General features: G+C 75.2%; 17 protein-coding genes. 7 read left to right on the plus strand and 10 right to left on the minus strand.

Annotated elements, in window-relative coordinates; all coding sequences use genetic code 11:
• Positions 1-102: 102 nt before the first annotated feature.
• Entirely contained in the window at positions 103-990 is an 888-nt protein-coding gene (locus ABD994_RS03320) for an aldo/keto reductase (RefSeq protein ID WP_345410974.1), read from the minus strand.
• 179 nt (positions 991-1,169) lie between these two features.
• Between ABD994_RS03320 and ABD994_RS03325 the strand changes: the two genes are divergently transcribed.
• The 3 genes from ABD994_RS03325 to ABD994_RS03335 all read left to right on the plus strand — a co-directional run bounded on the left by ABD994_RS03325 (position 1,170) and on the right by ABD994_RS03335 (position 3,806).
• Positions 1,170-2,330, plus strand: coding sequence for an excalibur calcium-binding domain-containing protein (locus ABD994_RS03325; protein WP_345410976.1), 1,161 nt, complete (start codon positions 1,170-1,172; stop codon positions 2,328-2,330).
• Positions 2,331-2,334: 4 nt separating this feature from the next.
• Positions 2,335-2,991 carry a sortase domain-containing protein gene (locus ABD994_RS03330; protein ID WP_345410977.1) on the plus strand — a complete coding sequence of 219 codons (657 nt, stop codon included), beginning with the start codon at positions 2,335-2,337 and terminating at the stop codon, positions 2,989-2,991.
• A 155-nt stretch (positions 2,992-3,146) separates the two neighbouring features.
• Entirely contained in the window at positions 3,147-3,806 is a 660-nt protein-coding gene (locus ABD994_RS03335) for a phosphatase PAP2 family protein (protein WP_345410978.1), read from the plus strand.
• Here the strand turns inward: ABD994_RS03335 and ABD994_RS03340 are convergent.
• Both ABD994_RS03340 and ABD994_RS03345 read right to left on the minus strand, forming a co-directional pair.
• Positions 3,754-4,515 (minus strand): class I SAM-dependent methyltransferase, encoded by a 762-nt coding sequence (locus ABD994_RS03340; RefSeq protein WP_345410979.1) that lies wholly within the window; start codon positions 4,513-4,515, stop codon positions 3,754-3,756. The genes ABD994_RS03335 and ABD994_RS03340 overlap by 53 nt on opposite strands.
• Entirely contained in the window at positions 4,512-6,020 is a 1,509-nt protein-coding gene (locus ABD994_RS03345) for a WS/DGAT/MGAT family O-acyltransferase (RefSeq protein WP_345410980.1), read from the minus strand. The genes ABD994_RS03340 and ABD994_RS03345 overlap by 4 nt, the downstream gene beginning before the upstream one ends.
• Positions 6,021-6,251: 231 nt before the next feature.
• Here ABD994_RS03345 and ABD994_RS03350 point away from each other — a divergent pair, with 231 nt between their 5' ends.
• The 3 genes from ABD994_RS03350 to ABD994_RS03360 all read left to right on the plus strand — a co-directional run bounded on the left by ABD994_RS03350 (position 6,252) and on the right by ABD994_RS03360 (position 9,469).
• Entirely contained in the window at positions 6,252-6,941 is a 690-nt protein-coding gene (locus tag ABD994_RS03350) for a hypothetical protein (protein ID WP_345410981.1), read from the plus strand.
• A 69-nt stretch (positions 6,942-7,010) separates the two neighbouring features.
• A complete protein-coding gene (locus ABD994_RS03355; protein WP_345410982.1) occupies positions 7,011-7,448 on the plus strand; it encodes a MarR family winged helix-turn-helix transcriptional regulator in 438 nt (145 codons plus the stop codon).
• Positions 7,445-9,469, plus strand: a complete 2,025-nt coding sequence (locus ABD994_RS03360; RefSeq protein WP_345410983.1) for an MFS transporter — start codon at positions 7,445-7,447, stop codon at positions 9,467-9,469. The genes ABD994_RS03355 and ABD994_RS03360 overlap by 4 nt, the downstream gene beginning before the upstream one ends.
• 68 nt (positions 9,470-9,537) lie before the next feature.
• Here ABD994_RS03360 and ABD994_RS03365 read toward each other — a convergent pair whose 3' ends face one another.
• The 4 genes from ABD994_RS03365 to ABD994_RS03380 form a co-directional block, all read right to left on the minus strand.
• On the minus strand, positions 9,538-9,846 hold the full coding sequence (locus ABD994_RS03365) for a hypothetical protein (RefSeq protein WP_345410984.1): 309 nt from the start codon (positions 9,844-9,846) through the stop codon (positions 9,538-9,540).
• 222 nt (positions 9,847-10,068) lie between these two features.
• The gene (locus ABD994_RS03370; protein WP_345410985.1) at positions 10,069-10,440 is read right to left on the minus strand and encodes a hypothetical protein; all 372 of its coding nucleotides are present in this window, start codon (positions 10,438-10,440) and stop codon (positions 10,069-10,071) included.
• A gap of 213 nt (positions 10,441-10,653) precedes the next feature.
• On the minus strand, positions 10,654-10,977 hold the full coding sequence (locus tag ABD994_RS03375; protein WP_345410986.1) for a hypothetical protein: 324 nt from the start codon (positions 10,975-10,977) through the stop codon (positions 10,654-10,656).
• A 134-nt stretch (positions 10,978-11,111) separates the two neighbouring features.
• Positions 11,112-11,447 carry a hypothetical protein gene (locus tag ABD994_RS03380; RefSeq protein WP_345410987.1) on the minus strand — a complete coding sequence of 112 codons (336 nt, stop codon included), beginning with the start codon at positions 11,445-11,447 and terminating at the stop codon, positions 11,112-11,114.
• A 333-nt stretch (positions 11,448-11,780) separates the two neighbouring features.
• Here ABD994_RS03380 and ABD994_RS03385 point away from each other — a divergent pair, with 333 nt between their 5' ends.
• Entirely contained in the window at positions 11,781-12,755 is a 975-nt protein-coding gene (locus ABD994_RS03385) for an acyl-CoA thioesterase (RefSeq protein WP_345410989.1), read from the plus strand.
• On the opposite strand, the gene ABD994_RS03390 is transcribed toward ABD994_RS03385, so the two are convergent.
• From ABD994_RS03390 to ABD994_RS03400, 3 genes are read right to left on the minus strand one after another with little or no spacing between them, the layout of a single operon-like run.
• A complete protein-coding gene (locus tag ABD994_RS03390; RefSeq protein ID WP_345410990.1) occupies positions 12,736-13,194 on the minus strand; it encodes an NUDIX domain-containing protein in 459 nt (152 codons plus the stop codon). The two genes, ABD994_RS03385 and ABD994_RS03390, sit on opposite strands and share 20 nt — an antisense overlap.
• Before the next feature lie 26 nt (positions 13,195-13,220).
• Complete coding sequence (locus ABD994_RS03395; RefSeq protein ID WP_345410991.1) at positions 13,221-14,795, minus strand: flavin-containing monooxygenase; 1,575 nt, start codon at positions 14,793-14,795, stop codon at positions 13,221-13,223.
• Entirely contained in the window at positions 14,776-15,762 is a 987-nt protein-coding gene (locus ABD994_RS03400) for an alpha/beta fold hydrolase (RefSeq protein ID WP_345410992.1), read from the minus strand. The genes ABD994_RS03395 and ABD994_RS03400 overlap by 20 nt, the downstream gene beginning before the upstream one ends.
• Positions 15,763-15,767: the final 5 nt, after the last annotated feature.

A 15,767-nucleotide genomic window follows, 5' to 3' on the forward strand; every position in this document is an offset into this window, starting at 1 on the left:
TGTCCCGACCCGATCTTCTCGCCCGACGTCGATCGGGAGCGCCGGCGTCTCGACGTCCCCCGAACGACCTAACGCCGGCGCCGACGGATGGGTACGGACGTCCTAGTTGTCCGTCGTCCGGCCGGCCGCGTCGAGGCGGGCGAGCGCCTCGTCGGGCAGGCGCAGCGCGCCGGCGCCGACGTTCTCCTCGAGGTGGGCGGGGTCGCCGGTGCCCGGGATCGGCAGCATCCGCGGCGAGCGGTGCAGCAGCCACGCCAGCGCGACCTGGGCGGGCGTGGCCCCGACCTCGCCGGCCACGTCGGCGACGGCTCCGGGGTCGGCGACCGCGCCGATCGCCAGCGGGAAGAACGGCAGGTACGGGATGCCCTCGGCGTCGCAGTGCTCGACGACGGGCTCGTCGTCGCGCTGCAGCGGGCTGTAGGGGTTGGAGACGCTCGCGACGTCGGTCAGGCGGCTCGCCGTGCGGATCTGGTCGACGTCGACGTTGCTCAGGCCGATCGCGCCGATCTTGCCCTCGTCGCGCAGTTCGAGCATCGTCCCCAGCGCGTCGGCGAACGGGACCGCGTCCGGGCCGCCCTCGTCGAGCCAGCGGAAGTGCACGACCGGTACCTGCTCGAGGCCGAGCACCCGCAGGTCCCGCTCGCAGCCCTCGCGCAGCTGCTCGGGGCGGAGCGCGGGCGCCCAGCCGGCGTCGTCGGTCCGGCGACCGCCGAGCTTGGTGACGAACACCAGGTCCTCGGGGTAGGGCCGCAGCGCCTCGGCGAGGACCTCGTTGGCGACGTCCTGGTCGGGCGTGCCGTAGTACCAGGCGGTGTCGATCACGCGGACGCCGAGCTCGACCGCGCGCCGGCACACGGCGATCGCGCGGTCCCGGTCCGGCGGCGGCCCCCACACCCCGGGACCGGGCAGGCGCATGGCCCCGAAACCGAGGCGCGGGACGTCCCGGCCCGCGAGGCGGATCGATCCGGCGTCGGTCGCGTCGACGGTCATCGGGCGAGCCCAGCACACGGTCCGGCCCGTCGCAGCCCGGCGCATCGGGGGCCGCGTGCACCCGAACGGGTGTTGTCGCCGCCGATCACCAAGCGTCGGTAACGACGGTCACTCTGCGTACGAAGCATCGGCGTGACGGCCGCAGGGACTCGGCCGCACGGAGCCGTGGAGGAGCGAGGATGAGGGGTCGACGGGGCAGCCGCAGCGCCGCGGTCGTGCTGGCCGGCTGCGTGGGGCTGGCGGTGATGGCGCCGGGCCTGGCGCTCGCCGCGGAGCCGCCGAGCAGCACCGCGGACTGCGTGCAGCAGTTCGGCGCGAGCTACGTGTACGACGCCACGTCGGGCTCCTGCGAGCAGCCGGCTTCGGAAGGCTCCGGCTCGACGGGCTCCGCCGCGACCCCGGGGGCCGGCGAGACCAGCGAGCGCACGACGACGACCACCACGCCCACCGAGACCGGCACCGCCGGCACCGCGGTCGGCGGCGGCGCCACGGAGACCGGCGGCGCCGGTGGCTCCGGCGCCACCGGGCCGGCTCTGCGCCAGGCCGACCCGTCGAGCCAGACCTCGACCACCACCACCGAGGAGACCACCGGGACGCCGCAGGACGCCACGACCCCGGACACCGGCGCGGCGCCCGCCATCTCCGGCGCCGCGCTCACGCGGCAGCTCCCCGACGTGCAGGAGCAGGTCGCCGACGCCCTCGACGTCGGCACGATCGTCGACGGCATCGGGCTCCCGGGCCTGCCCGACGTCATCCCGCAGCCCGACACGAACGGGAACTTCGACAACGTCAACGACGCGTGCCTCAACGCCGTCAGCCAGCTGCAGTTCCCCGCCGGCACGAGCGGCCTGGACACGCTGAGCTCGCAGCTGCAGGGCTTCTGCACCGCGCTCGACCCGACGACGCTGACCGGCCTCCTCGGCGACCTGATCGACCTGCTCAAGGGTCTGATCCCGTCGCTGCCGACGCCGCCGGCGACCATCCCGCACCAGCCGCCGCACACGGTGTCGTCGGTCTACTGGGGCTACTGGTACCACCAGTACGACGTCGACTGCCCCGAGCTGACGTACGAGGAGGCCAACGCCATCCTCGCCGCGGACCCGTCCGACCCCTTCCGCCTCGACGGCGACCACGACGGCGTGGCCTGCGAGGAGAACGCGCACGGTGACGGCGTCGCCTACGTCGAGTACGTCGGCTACCCCGTCGGCGGGGTCGCGACCGGCGACGGCAGCACCGGCACCGGCGCCTCGGGCGTCGAGGTCGCGCTGGCCGCCGCCACGCTCGCAGGGCTCGGCCTCTCCGGCCTAGTCCTCGTCCGTCGCTTCGCGCGGCAGGGCTGACGCCGTGGCGACCGTCATCGACCGCCCGGACCAGAAGCCCGGCGGCAGCAGCAGGGCCACCACCCGCGCCACGATCGGCATCCTGCTGGTGCTCGGCCTCCTCGCGGTGGTCGCGTACCTGGCCGGCACCCCGTCGCAGCGCACCGGCCCGGCGAGCGTCGCGCTGCCCGCGGCCCGGACGGCGGTCAGCCTGCCGCTCGAGCCGGCCGGCACCACCGACCTGCGAGTGCCGTCCATCGGCGTCGACACCCGCCAGCTGCGCGAGCTCGGCCAGACCGAGGACCGCCGCCTCGAGGTGCCGCGCGACGCCACGACCGTCGGGCACTACCGCGGCGCCGCGGCGCCCGGCCAGCGCGGCCCGGCGATCTACGCCTCGCACGTCAACTACCACGGGATGGACGGGGCCTTCGCCCGCCTCGCCGACGTCGAGGCCGGTGACCAGGTGCTCCTCGACCGCACCGACGGCGTCACCGTCGTCTACACGGTCGACCGGGTGGACACCGTCCCCAAGAACGCGTTCCCGACGGCGTCGGTCTACGGGCCGACCGCCGGTCCCGAGCTGCGCCTCATCACCTGCGGCGGGGAGTTCGACCCCGACGTGCGCAGCTACGAGGACAACGTCGTCGTGTACGGCCACGCGGTCGAGGCCTTCCGGGCCTAGCTTCGCGCCAAGCCGGTCCGGCGCCTCACGCTCCTCCGTCGCGTGAGGCGCCGGCGTGCGGCGGCGCGTCCAGTGGTTCCGGCCGTTGCGCGTTCTCAGCCGTTGCACAGTCGCCGGTCAGCGGGAGCACACCGCCCGGGCGCAGCGTGGTGGCCATGACGCCGCTCGCGACCGCGCCCACGGTGCCCTTCCTGGACGTCCCGCGGCGCCGGATCGGGACGGGCGCGACGGCGGCGAGCGTGCTCGCGATCGTGGCGGGCACGGCCGCCGTGGTCGTGTCCTACGTCGTCGGGGTGCTCGACCGCCGGGGCCGCGCGATCGACGACGCGGTCCTGCGCGACGCCTTCGGGCTCGGCCTGCGCCGCGAGGCGCTCGACCTGCTCGACTACGTCGGCATCCCGTCCGTCGCGCTCGCCGTGGTGGTGCTGGCGGGCCTCGCCCTGGTGCGCGGCCGCGCCGACCGGGCGGTGGCCGTGGTCGCCCTCGTGCTCGGCGCCCAGGTGGTCACCCAGGTGACGAAGGCGCTGCTGCCCCGGCCCGACTCCGCCGACGTCAACTCGCTGCCCAGCGGCCACGTCACGCTCGTCGCCTCGCTCGGCGTCGCCCTCGTGCTGGTGGCGCCGCGCCTGCTCGCGCCGGTGGCGGCGCTGGCCGCCGTGGCCGTCACCGCCTTCGCGGGCGTCGCGGTGATGCTCGCCGGCTGGCACCGGCCCAGCGACGTCGTCGCCGCCCTGGGCGTCGTCGCGGCCACCACCGGCGTCGTCACCCTCGCGGCGGCGCTGCTCCGGGCGCGACGGCGTCGACGATCTGCATGACCGTGTCCCACCGTGTCACCACGCGCACGAAGCCGTGGCGCACCAGCGCGTCGGCGAGCTCGCCGCGTCCGAACAGCCGGGCCTGACCGCCCCGCGCGACCAGCTCGGTGCCCAGACGGAACGGGCCGCGCCCGTGCGCGGGGACGGCCGCGGCCAGCCGGCCGCCGGGGAGCAGCACGCGGGCGATCTGGGCCAGCGCGGTGTCGAGATCCGGCACGAGCTGCAGGCACAGCGAGCAGCAGACGGCGTCGAGCGAGGCGTCGCGCAGCGGCAGGTCCATCGCGTCGGCGCGGACGAGCACGGTGTTCTCGGCCGGCACCGACCGTGCCGCGCGGGTGAGCATCGCCGGGGACAGGTCCGCGCCGACGACGAGCCCGTCCGGTCCCGCGCCGTCGGCCAGGCGGCGGGTCAGCGTGCCCGGCCCGCACGCCAGGTCGAGCACGGTCTCGCCGCCGACGAGGTCGAGCCGCCGGGCGACGTCGTAGAAGTCCCGCATCACCGCGCCGTAGGCGAACGCGGGGATGCGGGTGTGCAGGCGGTCGGCCGCGGCCAGCAACAGGTCGTAGGCCCCGGCGCCGCCGCCGGACTCCCACAGGTCCTGGATGCGGCCCCGCGAGCCGGGCCGTCCCTCGACGAGGTCGAGGTACGGGCCGATCGACGCGGGCACCGGGACCGTGAGCAGCGGGGCGAGCCGGTCGGCCGCCGTCATTCCTCGGTGTCCTCGGTGCCCTCCACGGCCGCCCGCAGCGCCGGGAACTCCTCGGCGACCGCGTCCGCGAGGTCGGGGAGGTCGGGCAGCAGCCCGGCACAGCCCAGCAGGCCGATGTCGAGCTGGTCGACGTAGCTCTGGACGGTGATGTTCAGCCCGACCGGGTCGGCGATGGCCGACACCGGGATGTAGTGGGTCATCCGTGCCCCGCCGAGCCACAACGGCTCCCGCGGGCCGGGCACGTTGGAGACGACGGTGTTGAACGGCGCCGGGGTCACCGAGCTCCACCGGCTCAGCGCGCGGCTCACCGCCGTCACCGTCGCCGGGACGCCGAGCCCGGCCGCGTCGGGGGTGAGGTCGCCGGGCAGCGCGGCGAACACCTGCTTGGCGACGCGCAGCGCGTCGTGCGCGGCGTGCAACCGCGCGAGCGGGCCGTCGACGTCGGTCGGAAGCGCCGCCACCGTCGCCGAGACGCGGTTGGTCCACACCTCGTCCTCGTCGCCCTCGCGCAGCGACACCGGGATCATCGCCGTCAGCGGGGCGTCGGGGAGCTCCCCGCGCCCGAGCAGCCAGCGCCGCAGACCGCCCGCGCAGAGGGCCACGACGACGTCGTTGATCGTCGCGTCGGCGTGCTTGCCGACCGCCTTGACCTCGGCCAGCGGCAGCGCCCGGTGCGCGAAGCGCCGGTAGCGGCTGACGGGCCTGTTGAACGGCGTCGGCGGCGCCACCAGCGGGGGCAGGCGCGGCACGTCCTGGTCGGGGTCGCGCTCGCGGCCGGCGTTGAGCAACGAGCCCAGCGGGCCGCGCAGGCTGCCGCGGACGCGGTCGGCGAGGTCGATGACCGCCGGGTTCCGGCTGGCGCGGGCCACCTCCTGCCCCGCCCGGGCCGCGAGCAGCAGCCCGCGCGCGGGGCGGCGCACGCCGTTGGCGGCCGCGCGGGCCAGCACCTGGGCGGTCGACGGGGGCTCCTCGGCCCGCCACTGCCCGGCGTGCGCCGGCGGCTCGGCGTCGGGTACGTCGTCGAGCATGAGCTCGAGCAGGTCCGCGCCCGCGGCGCCGTCGATGGTGCTGTGGTGGATCATCGTGAGGATCGCGAACCGCTCGGCGCCGCCCTCCTCCTCCGGCGCGAGGCCCTCGATGACGTGCGAGACCCACAGCGGGTGGTCGCGGTCCATCGGCGCCGCGACGAGGCGCCCGACGAGCTCGTCGAGGTCGTCGTCGGAGCCGGGCGGCGGGACGGCGCTGTGCCGGACGTGGAAGTCGAGGTCGAAGTCCGGGTCCTCGATCCAGTACGGGTGGTCGAGCCCGAACGGCACCGGGACCAGCCGGCGGCGCAGCGGCTCGAGCTGGTGGAGGCGGTCGGCCAGCTGCCGGCGCCAGGCGGGGTAGGGCGCGAAGTCGGGGTCGTCGGGCCGCTGGAGGATCAGCAGCTGGCTGACGTGCAGGAACTGGTGGTCGTCCTCCAGGTCCAGGAAGGCCGAGTCCAGACCCGACAGCTGCTTCACTCCGTGATCCCCTCGTCGACGCCGGTGGCGGGTGCCCAGTCTGTGGCCGGACGGCCGCCTGGTCCACCTGACCCACGCGGAGCAGCCGGACGCCGCAGGTTCACCAGATCGTCGGACTCAAGCTGGGCCGAGCGTGGTGCGTAACCTCCGGCCGCCCGGGCCGTTGAGCGTTCCGGACGAGGGTTCACCCGATCAGGTGTCGAATCCTCACGCGGCGAAGGAGACCCGGGCATGGGCAGGCACCAGATGGCGTCGTCCTCGGCGCGCGCCCGGGTCGCGCTGGGTGCCCTCCCGCTCGTCGCGACGGTCGGCGCCATCGGCATCGGGTCGGCGGTGATGAGTCCCGCCAGCTCGGACGGACCCCTCGAGGCGCCGTCCGGCGGGGCTCCCGGTGGCGCGCTCGCGCCCCCGCTCACCGTGCCGCCGCCGGCCCTGGCCCCGGCGCCGGTCCAGGTGCTCGACCTCGCCGCGACGGGCGGCTCGGTGACGGACCGGCAGGGCGTGCCCGGCAGCACGATCGGCACCGCCCGCTCCGGTGGCTCCGGCGGCGGCGACGCGACCACGGTCCGGCGCGCCACGCGCACCCCGGCGGGCGGCGAGACCACGGCCGGCCGGGCCACGGGCTCCCGCGGCACCCCGGCGGCGACCGGGGGCGGTGCGGGCGGCGGGTCCGGCGGGGGCTCGGCGAGCGGCGACGGTGGCGGGTCGTCGACGGGCGGGGGCTCCGGGAGTTCGGGCGGCTCCGGGGGTTCGGGCGGGTCGGGTGGCTCGGGTGGCTCCGGCGGGTCCGGCGGCGGGGGCGGTCTCGTCGGTGGTGTCGTCGGTGGGGTCGGCTCGACGCTGAACTCGACGGTGTCCGGGGCCTCGTCGCTGCTCTCGTTCGGCGGCTCCTCGCCGTCGGTGCTGTCCTTCGGCTCCTGAGGGATTCCCGCGGCACCTGACCCGATCGTCACATCGACCATCTATATAGTTCGGTGATACAACGGTCGGGTGACCGCACCGACCGACGCCCGCCTGGCCACGGCGGCCGCGCTCGACGCGTTCGCGGCGTGGGCGATCCGCTCCACCGCCGGCCGTGACCTCAGCCTGACCACGGCCGCGACGCTGGCGACGCTCGACCGCGACGGGCCCCAGCGCCTCTCCGACCTCGCCGCGCGCGAGGGGGTGACGCAGCCGAGCATGACCGCGCTGGTCACGCGCCTGGAGCGCGACGGCCTCGCGGTGCGCGGCGACGACCCGGCCGACCGGCGCGCCGTGGTCGTGACGCTGACCGACGCGGGCCGCGAGGTCCTCGTCAGCCGGCGCACCAGGCGCGCCGCGCGCCTCGCCGACCTGCTCGACGGTCTCGACCCCGAGGACCGCGCCGCGGTCGAGGCCGCGGCCGGGGCCCTGTCCCGCCTCACCCAGTCCGCTCGAGGAGCATCGTGAGCACCGCACACGCCGGCAGCGACACCGGCAGCCCGTTCCGCCAGCCGAAGGCCGTCTGGGCGGTGGCCTTCGCCTGCGTCATCAGCTTCATGGGCATCGGCCTGGTCGACCCGATCCTGCCCGCGCTCGCCCAGCAGCTGTCGGCGACGCCGGCGCAGGTCTCGCTGCTGTTCACCAGCTACCTGCTGATCACCGCGGTGATGATGCTGGTGACCGGCTGGGTCTCCAGCCGCATCGGCGCCAAGGCCACGCTGGTCACCGGCCTGACGATCATCGTCGTGTTCGCCGCCCTGGCCGGGGCGTCGGGCTCGATCGGCGAGATCGTCGGCTTCCGTGCCGGCTGGGGCCTGGGCAACGCCCTGTTCATCGCCACCTCGCTGGCGGTCATCGTCGCGTCCGCGAGCGGCGGCTTCGCCGGGGCGATCATCCTCTACGAGACGGCGCTCGGCGTCGGCATCGCGCTCGGCCCGCTCGTCGGCGGGCTGCTCGGGTCGGTCAGCTGGCGGGCCCCGTTCTTCGGTGTCGCCGTGCTCATGGCGATCGCGCTGATCGCGACGCTGGTGCTGCTGGACAAGACACCGAAGCCGGCGAAGAAGATCAGTCTGCTCGACCCGATCAAGGCGCTGCGCCACCGCAGCCTGGCGACGATCGCGCTCACGGCGTTCGCCTACAACTGGGGCTTCTTCACCCTGCTCGCCTACTCGCCGTACTCCATGGGCGGGCTCGACGAGCTGCAGCTCGGCGCCGTCTTCACCGGGTGGGGCGTGCTCGTCGCGATCTTCGCGGTGTTCGTGGCGCCCGCGCTGGAGCGGCGGTTCGGCACGGTCCGCGTCCTGTACTGGGTCCTCGGCCTGCTCGCCGTCGACCTCGCGGCCATCGCGTACTGGAACGACACCCCGGCCGTGGTGATCGGGGCGGTGATCGTCGCGGGCGCGATGATCGGACTCAACAACACCCTGGTCACGCAGGCCGTCATGTCCGTGGCGCCGGTGGAGCGGCCCGTCGCGTCGGCGTCCTACAGCTTCGTGCGCTTCCTCGGCGGCGGCCTCGCCCCGTGGGTCGCGGGCATCATCGCCGACGCCTTCCTGCCGAACACCCCGTTCTGGGTGGGTGCCGCCGTGGTCGCGGTCGGCATCCTCGTGCTGGCCACGGCGCACCGGCTCCTGCGCTCGGTGGAGACCGCGGAGGCGGACCCGGCCGCGGAGGTCACGGAGGTCACGGAGCCGGCCGCCGGAGAGCCCGGAGACCGTCCGGTGCTCGTCGCCGTCGACGTGGCACCGCACGCGCCCGCCGTCGCCGCGGCCGGGGCCCGGCTGGCGAACCTGCTGGGGGCGCCGCTGGTGATCGTCCACGTGCCGGAGTCCGCGGTGGTGGACGCCGCGGCCGCCGACGACACCGACCTCGACCTCGACCGTGTGGTCGCGGCCGCCGGCGCGACCGCGACGGGCGCGGTGCGCACCGAGACGCTCGCCCCCGCCGGCGGCCACGGCGACGTCGGCGCCGAGCTCGTCGCGGTCGCGCGACGCCACCACGCCCGCGCGATCGTCGTCGGCCGTCCCCGCAGCGGGGCGCTCGCGGCCCTGGTCGCGCCGAGCGCCGACCGCGCGCTGTGGACCAGCGGGCCCTGCCCGGTCGTGGTCGTGCCCGACGGCACCGAGCCCGCCGAGCCCGGTGATCGACGTGGCGAGACGGACACTCAGCGTCTGCGACGCCACGCCGCTGACACTCCGGGACCGTCGGTGCGGGGGCAGGTGCGCGACGGCGAGGGCCACCCGCGCCGGGCCGTCGTCACCCTCATCGACGCCGACGGGCACCAGCTCGGCCGCACCGAGGCCGGTCCCGACGGCGCGTTCCGCCTCGCCGTGGCCGGCGGTCGCACCGGGTCGGGCCTGCTCCTCGCCCGCAGCCGCGACGACACCTACGGCCACGCCGAGCCGACCGTCGTCCCGGTCGCCCTCGACGGCGAGGTCGTGCACGACGTCGTCCTGGCGGCGGCGGCGGCCGTGCCCGCCGGGCGCTGACCCCGCACACGCGAACGGGCCCGGTCCACCGTGGCGGTGGACCGGGCCCGCTGCGCTGCTGCGGCGTCTCAGCCGGGGATGCCCGGGATGGCGACCTGGCCGGGCAGGCCCGCGAAGAGGTCGCTCACGCCCGGGAAGTCCGGCAGTTCCGGCGCGTCCGGGAAGCCGGGCACCTCGACGCCGTTGAACGTGTTGCCCTGGCCGTTGCCCTGGCCGGCGACGTTGCACTTCGACACGCCGTAGTTGTTGCCGCCCTCGCTGTCCGAGGTGACGTTGCAGTCGCCACCGGTGTGCGACTCGTGGGCGGAGGCGAACGGCGCGGCGACCATGAGACCGGCGGTGACGCCGACGGACACGAGGCCCAGCTTCTTCAGCACGGAAACTCCAGTGGTGTGTCGGGGGAGCAGGGGACGGCGGAGCCGACCGGGGAGACGGCGCGGCACCGAGAGCCCCGAAGGGCCCAACGACGACGTGACGTCCTCGTGACCCCCGAGGAGGAGACACACCCGAACGAGCGATCAACTCCGGGGAACTCCCGGCCGAGGACGACGACGGCCCGGCCACCGTGCGGTGACCGGGCCGTCGTCCAGCGGTGAGGACTAGGAGACCTCGGGGGCGCCCCCGGGCGCCTCGGGAAGCTCGATCGGCACCTCGGAGCCGGCGTCGCCGCCGATGGCCACGGCGACGTCGTTCCCGCTGAGGTTGCCGTTGAGGATGTCGTTGCAGACGATGTTGGCGACGTTGTTGCCGCCGATCGGGGCCTGCACGAGGGCGTTGCCCAGGAACGAGTCGCCGTCGATGCCGCCGTTGGCCTCGGCGCTGCCGCCGTTGACGTTGCAGTCGGACGACGAGCCGTGGCCGCCGTGGCCGCCGTGGCCGTGCGAGTCGGACTCGTGGGCGGAGGCGATCGGGGCGACGGCCACGAGGCCGGCGGTGACGCCGAGGGTGACGACACCCAGCTTCTTCAGCACGGGAACTCCTGATGTTGTGTCGGGGAGCGGCGTGGGCCGGACAGGTGTCTCGCGCAGCGCCCACACTCGGAGGGCCCAACGAGCGTGTGGTGCGGGTGTTACCTCCGCGAGACCGGAAGCCCCCGATCGAGGGACACACGCGCGGGTCCGGCCCCGGACGCACGAAGGCCCGGCCACCGATCGGATGGCCGGGCCTTCAGGTGCGCGGGGCGCCTAGCTCGGGGTGACCGCCGAGCCGAGGACGCTGATCGCGACGTGGTTGCCGCTGACGTTGTCGTTCAGGATGTCGTTGCAGACGATGTTGCCGACGTTGTTGCCGCCCACCGGCAGCTGCGCGACGGCGTTGCCGAGCACGGAGTCGCCGCTGACGCCGCCGTTGGCCTCGGCGCTGCCGCCGTTGACGTTGCAGTCCGACCCGCCGCGGCCGTGGTGCTCGCCGTGGTTGCCGTGCCCGCCGTGACCCGGGTCGTGCGCCTCGCCCGCCGAGGCGAACGGGGCTGCGACCAGCAGACCCGCGCCGATGCCGACGGTCACCATGCTGACCTTCTTGAACAAGGTTCCCCCAGGGGATGTGCTGGTACTGCTCGATGGTCGTTCGTGGTGGCGACCCGGCAGGGCCGGAACGCCGGCGGTGGGCCGCCCCGTCGAGGCGACCCACCCGCAGAGGGACCTCAGAGGGGCAGGCCCGGCAGCGCGTCGCCCAGGACGCTGACGGCCACGTCGTTGCCGCTGAGGTTGTCGTTCAGGATGTCGTTGCAGGTGATGTTGAGGATGTTGTTGCCACCGATCGGGGCCTGCGCGAGCAGGTTGCCGGCGAACGAGTCGCCGTCGATGCCGCCGTTGGCCTCGGCCTCGCCGCCGTTGACGTTGCACGAGCCCGAGCTCTCGTGGCCGCCGTGGCCACCGTGGCCGTGACCGCCGTGCGACTCGGTCGCGGACGCGAACGGGGCGGCGACCACGAGACCCGCGGCGATACCGACGCCAACAACACCCAGCTTCTTGATCACATGTACTCCTCGAAGAGCTTGTCGGGGGAGCGGGACACGTCAGGGGTCCGCCCGCCTGTCGCGGGCAGGGACGCGGTCGTGTCCCCGAGGAGCCACCACCCGGACTTGATGGGCCCCGGGGGTGACGTCGCAGGTCTCAACGAGGGGGTCACGGGCCGGTTACGCAGAGAAATCAGAAGCACCATCTTGGTGACGGTGAGTGAGAACTCGGCGGTGCTGACGTCGTCGGCGTCGGTATCGGCCGAGTGGCCCGGCCGTCCCGGTCGGAGCACTCGGTCGGCGGCGCGTCGATGGCGGCCCCCCGTTGCTCACCCGATCGGGGGTCACGAAGCGATGACCGCCACCCTCGCGGTCGGTGACGTCACGGCGCCCGCACGCTGGGCCGGTCGTGCGGCACGATGGCCGGGGTTCCGTGACCGGGAGGCGGTGGGTGTGGGCCAGGCGCTGCGCGAGCTCGTCGACGACGTGCTCGACCTCGAGCGCATCGAGCGCGACATCTTCCGGGGCCGCAGCCCCCGGGAGTCGCTGCTGCGGGTGTTCGGCGGTCAGGTGGCCGGTCAGGCGATGGTCGCCGCGGGGCGGACCGTCGACGACGACCGCGGGGTGCACTCGCTGCACGGGTACTTCCTGCGGCCCGGCGACCCGTTCGCGCCGATCGTGTACGAGGTCGACCGCACCCGCGACGGCCGCTCCTTCACCACGCGCCGCGTCACCGCCGTCCAGCACGGCGAGACGATCTTCACGATGTCCGCGTCGTTCCAGCGGCCGGAGAAGGGCGTCGAGCACCAGGCGCCGAAGCCCGACACCCCCGACCCCGACGGCTTCCCGCGCCGCGACATGGCCCCTGTGCCCGGCGACCGCCCGGCGTTCACCACCACGGGACGGCGCCTGACCTGGCCCCTGGACGTGCGCTACGTCGACCACTCGCCCTGGGACACCGGGGAGGACCGCGACCCGTGCAACCGGGTGTGGGTCCGCGCGGACGGCGAGCTGCCCGACCCCGAGTCGGCCGCCGGGCGCCTGCTGCACGTCTGCGTGCTGACCTACGCCAGCGACCTCACGCTGCTCGAGGCGGCGGTGTTCCCGCACGTCACCGGCGGTGCGGCGTCCGGCGAGGTCAGCCTGGCGAGCCTCGACCACGCGGTCTGGTTCCACCGGCCGTTCCGGGCCGACCGGTGGCTGCTCTACGTCCAGGAGTCGCCCAGCGCGGGCGGTGGCCGCGGGCTCGCGTCCGGCCGCTTCTACACCGAGGAGGGCGTGCTCGTGGCGTCCGTCGTGCAGGAGGGACTCATCCGGCGTCGGTCGTGACCGCCAGGCCGTGCTCGAGGTACGGCCCGGCGCCGGCGACGGTGCTGCCGACGCGGCGGGCGAGCGGCGGGGGCAGGTGTGCCGCGAGGTCGGCGGGTGCCACCCAGGCCCAGCGGTCGAGCTCGTCGGCCCCGAGCACGATGCGGTCCTCGTCGTCGCCGAGCACGCCGCCGTCGAAGAGGAAGAGCAGCCGGTCGTGGCCGTCGCCCTCGGTCCAGTCGACGCTGAGCAGGGGACCGGGCGCACGGTCGAGGCCGAGCTCCTCGCGCAGCTCGCGGCGGCACGCGACCGCCGGCGACTCGCCGGGCTCGACGACGCCCCCGGGCACTTCCCAGCCGGGCTTGTAGGTCGGGTGCACCAGCAGCACCCGGCCGCGCGCGTCGCGGAACACCGCCCCTGCGGCCACCAGCGGGCGGGCGATCCGGCGTGAGGGCGGCACGGTCGCCGAGCCTAGGGCCGGGCGGGTCAGCCCACCGGGGTCGCGGCCCGGACCGTTCCTGCGTCGGTCCCCGCGTCGATCGGAGCGTCCTGGGCGGCGTCGGCGGTGCTGCCGAAGAACTCGAAGTCCTCGGGGTCGAAGCGGCGGGTCTCGAGCCAGTACCGCACGGTGAAGCCGGGCCAGATGGTGCGGTTGACGCCGGTGGCGTCGAGGTACCAGCTCGTGCACCCACCCCGGGTCCAGATGCCCCGGCGCAGGCGGTGCTGCACCGCGGCGTTCGAGCGCTGCTGCACCTCGGCGCGCACGTCGAGCCCGCCCATGCCGGTCGCGTGGACCGTCCGGACCGCCTGCGCGACGTACCGGGTCTGGCACTCGATCATGAAGACCACGGAGTTGTGGCCGAGGCCGGTGTTCGGGCCGAGCAGGAAGAAGAAGTTCGGGAAGTCCGACACCGTCATGCCGAGGTGGGTGGCCATGCCGTCGCGCGCCCAGACCTCGCGCAGCGTCCGCCCGCCGCGGCCGGTGATCTCGAGCGCGTCGTAGGCGTCGGTGACGTGGAACCCGGTGGCGTAGATGATCACGTCGACGTCGCGCTCGGTGCCGTCGCCGTCCACGATCGACGACGCCCGGACCTCGCGCACGCCGCCGGTGACCACCTCGACGTCGGGGCGTGCCAGGGCGGGGTAGTAGTCGTTGGAGACCAGGATCCGCTTGCAGCCGATCGAGTAGTCCGGGGTCAGCGCCGCGACCAGCGCGGGGTCGTCGACGTGGGCCTCGATGTGCTTCGTGGCCAGCCACTCGACGGGGCGCAGCAGGGCGGGGTTCGCGTGGAAGCCGACCGCCCGCGACTCCAGCGCCGCGTACATCGCCGCCCGGTAGGCGCGGTGCAGGTGCGGGTGGCGGCCCAGGAAGCGCCGCCGCCGGTCCGAGAGCGGGCGGTCGCCCTTGGGCAGCACCCAGGCCGGGGTCCGCTGGTAGAGCTGCACCTCCGCGGCCACGCCCGCGATCTGCGGAACGAACTGGACCGCGCTCGCGCCCGTGCCGATCACCGCGACCTTCTTGCCCCGCAGGTCGACGTCGTGGTCCCAGCGCGCGGAGTGGAAGGCCGCGCCCGTGAACGTCCCGGCGCCGGGGAGGTCGGGGGTCTTCGGGACGTGCAGCGCGCCGACGCCGGAGACGAGGAAGCGTGCCGTCCACGACGTCCCGCCGCGGGTGTGCACCGTCCACGTGCGGCGCTGCTCGTCCCACGTCGCCCCGGTCATCTCCTGGCCGAAGCGGACGTGGCCGCGCAGGTCGTGCTCGGCGGCGACCCGCTCGAGGTAGGCGCGGATCTCCGGCTGCGGCGAGTACGAGCGCGACCAGTCGGGGTTCGGGTCGCTCGACAGCGAGTACATGTGTGACGGGATGTCGCAGGCGCAGCCGGGATAGGTGTTGTCGCGCCACGTGCCGCCGACGGCGTCGGCCTTCTCGAGCAGCACGACGTCGTGGATCCCGGCCCGCCGCAGGGCGAGCAGCTGCCCGAGGCCGGAGAACCCGGAGCCGACGACGACGACCTCGTGCACGTGCTGGTCGGGCTCTGGTTCAGGCTCTGGCGCCGACACGGGCGGTGTCCTCCTGCGGGATGACGTCGATGGGGCCGGCGGGCGTGGCGAGCAGGCCCGCGACGTGCGCGGCCACCTCGTCGGCCCGCTCCAGGTTGATCATGTGGCCGGCGCCGGGCAGCAGCACGATCCGGGCGTCGGGCAGCGTCGCGGCGATCGCGCGGGCGTGGCGCTGCGGGCAGAGCCGGTCGCGGTCGCCGACGAGCACCACGCTCGGCGTGCCGGCCAGCACGGCGAGCGCCGCGCGACGGCGGTGCTCGCCGATGGAGGCGCGGAACGCGGCGACCGTGGGCGGGTGGGCGGCCAGCGCCTGCTCGGCGACCGAGAGCACGTCGGCCCGCCGGGGGTGGTGACCGAAGACCAGCGCGCGCACGGTGGGCGCGAGCAGCGTGGCCCGCGCGCGGGGCCGGGCGCCGCCGGCCCGGCCGACGTCACCGATCTCCCCGGCCGGGGCCCGGTGCCCGAGCCGGGCGACCTGCGGGCCCAGCGCGTGCTCGATGCGGCCGACGACCTCCCCGCGCCGGCCCGGCATGCCGAGGTCCAGGCGGTCCATGCCGTCGGCCGCCGTGGCGACGAAGGCGACGCCGACGACCCGCTCGGCCACCAGCCGCGGATGGCGCTCGGCCAGGGCCATGAGCGTCATGCCCCCCATGGAGTGGCCGGCGAGCACGAGCGGGCCGTCGGGGACGCGGTCGGCGAGCAGCGCCGCGAGGTCGTCGGCGGCGGTGCCGATCGTCGCGGTGCCCTCCGGCGCGGCGTCGGAGCCGCCGTGGCCGCGGTGGTCGTAGCGCACGATCCGCGACGTCAGGCCGGTGCGGCGCAGGTCGTCGACGACCCGGTCCCAGGTGCGCAGGTCCTGCGACCACCCGTGCACGAGCACGAGCGTCGGGCCGGGGCCGTCACCCGCGTCCCCGACCCGCAGCCGCGTGCCGTCCGGCGCCGTGAAGCGGTCGACTCGCTCCTGCACGTGTC

The sequence above is a fragment of the Actinomycetospora chlora genome, from assembly GCF_039542135.1.
GTDB lineage: Bacteria > Actinomycetota > Actinomycetes > Mycobacteriales > Pseudonocardiaceae > Actinomycetospora > Actinomycetospora chlora.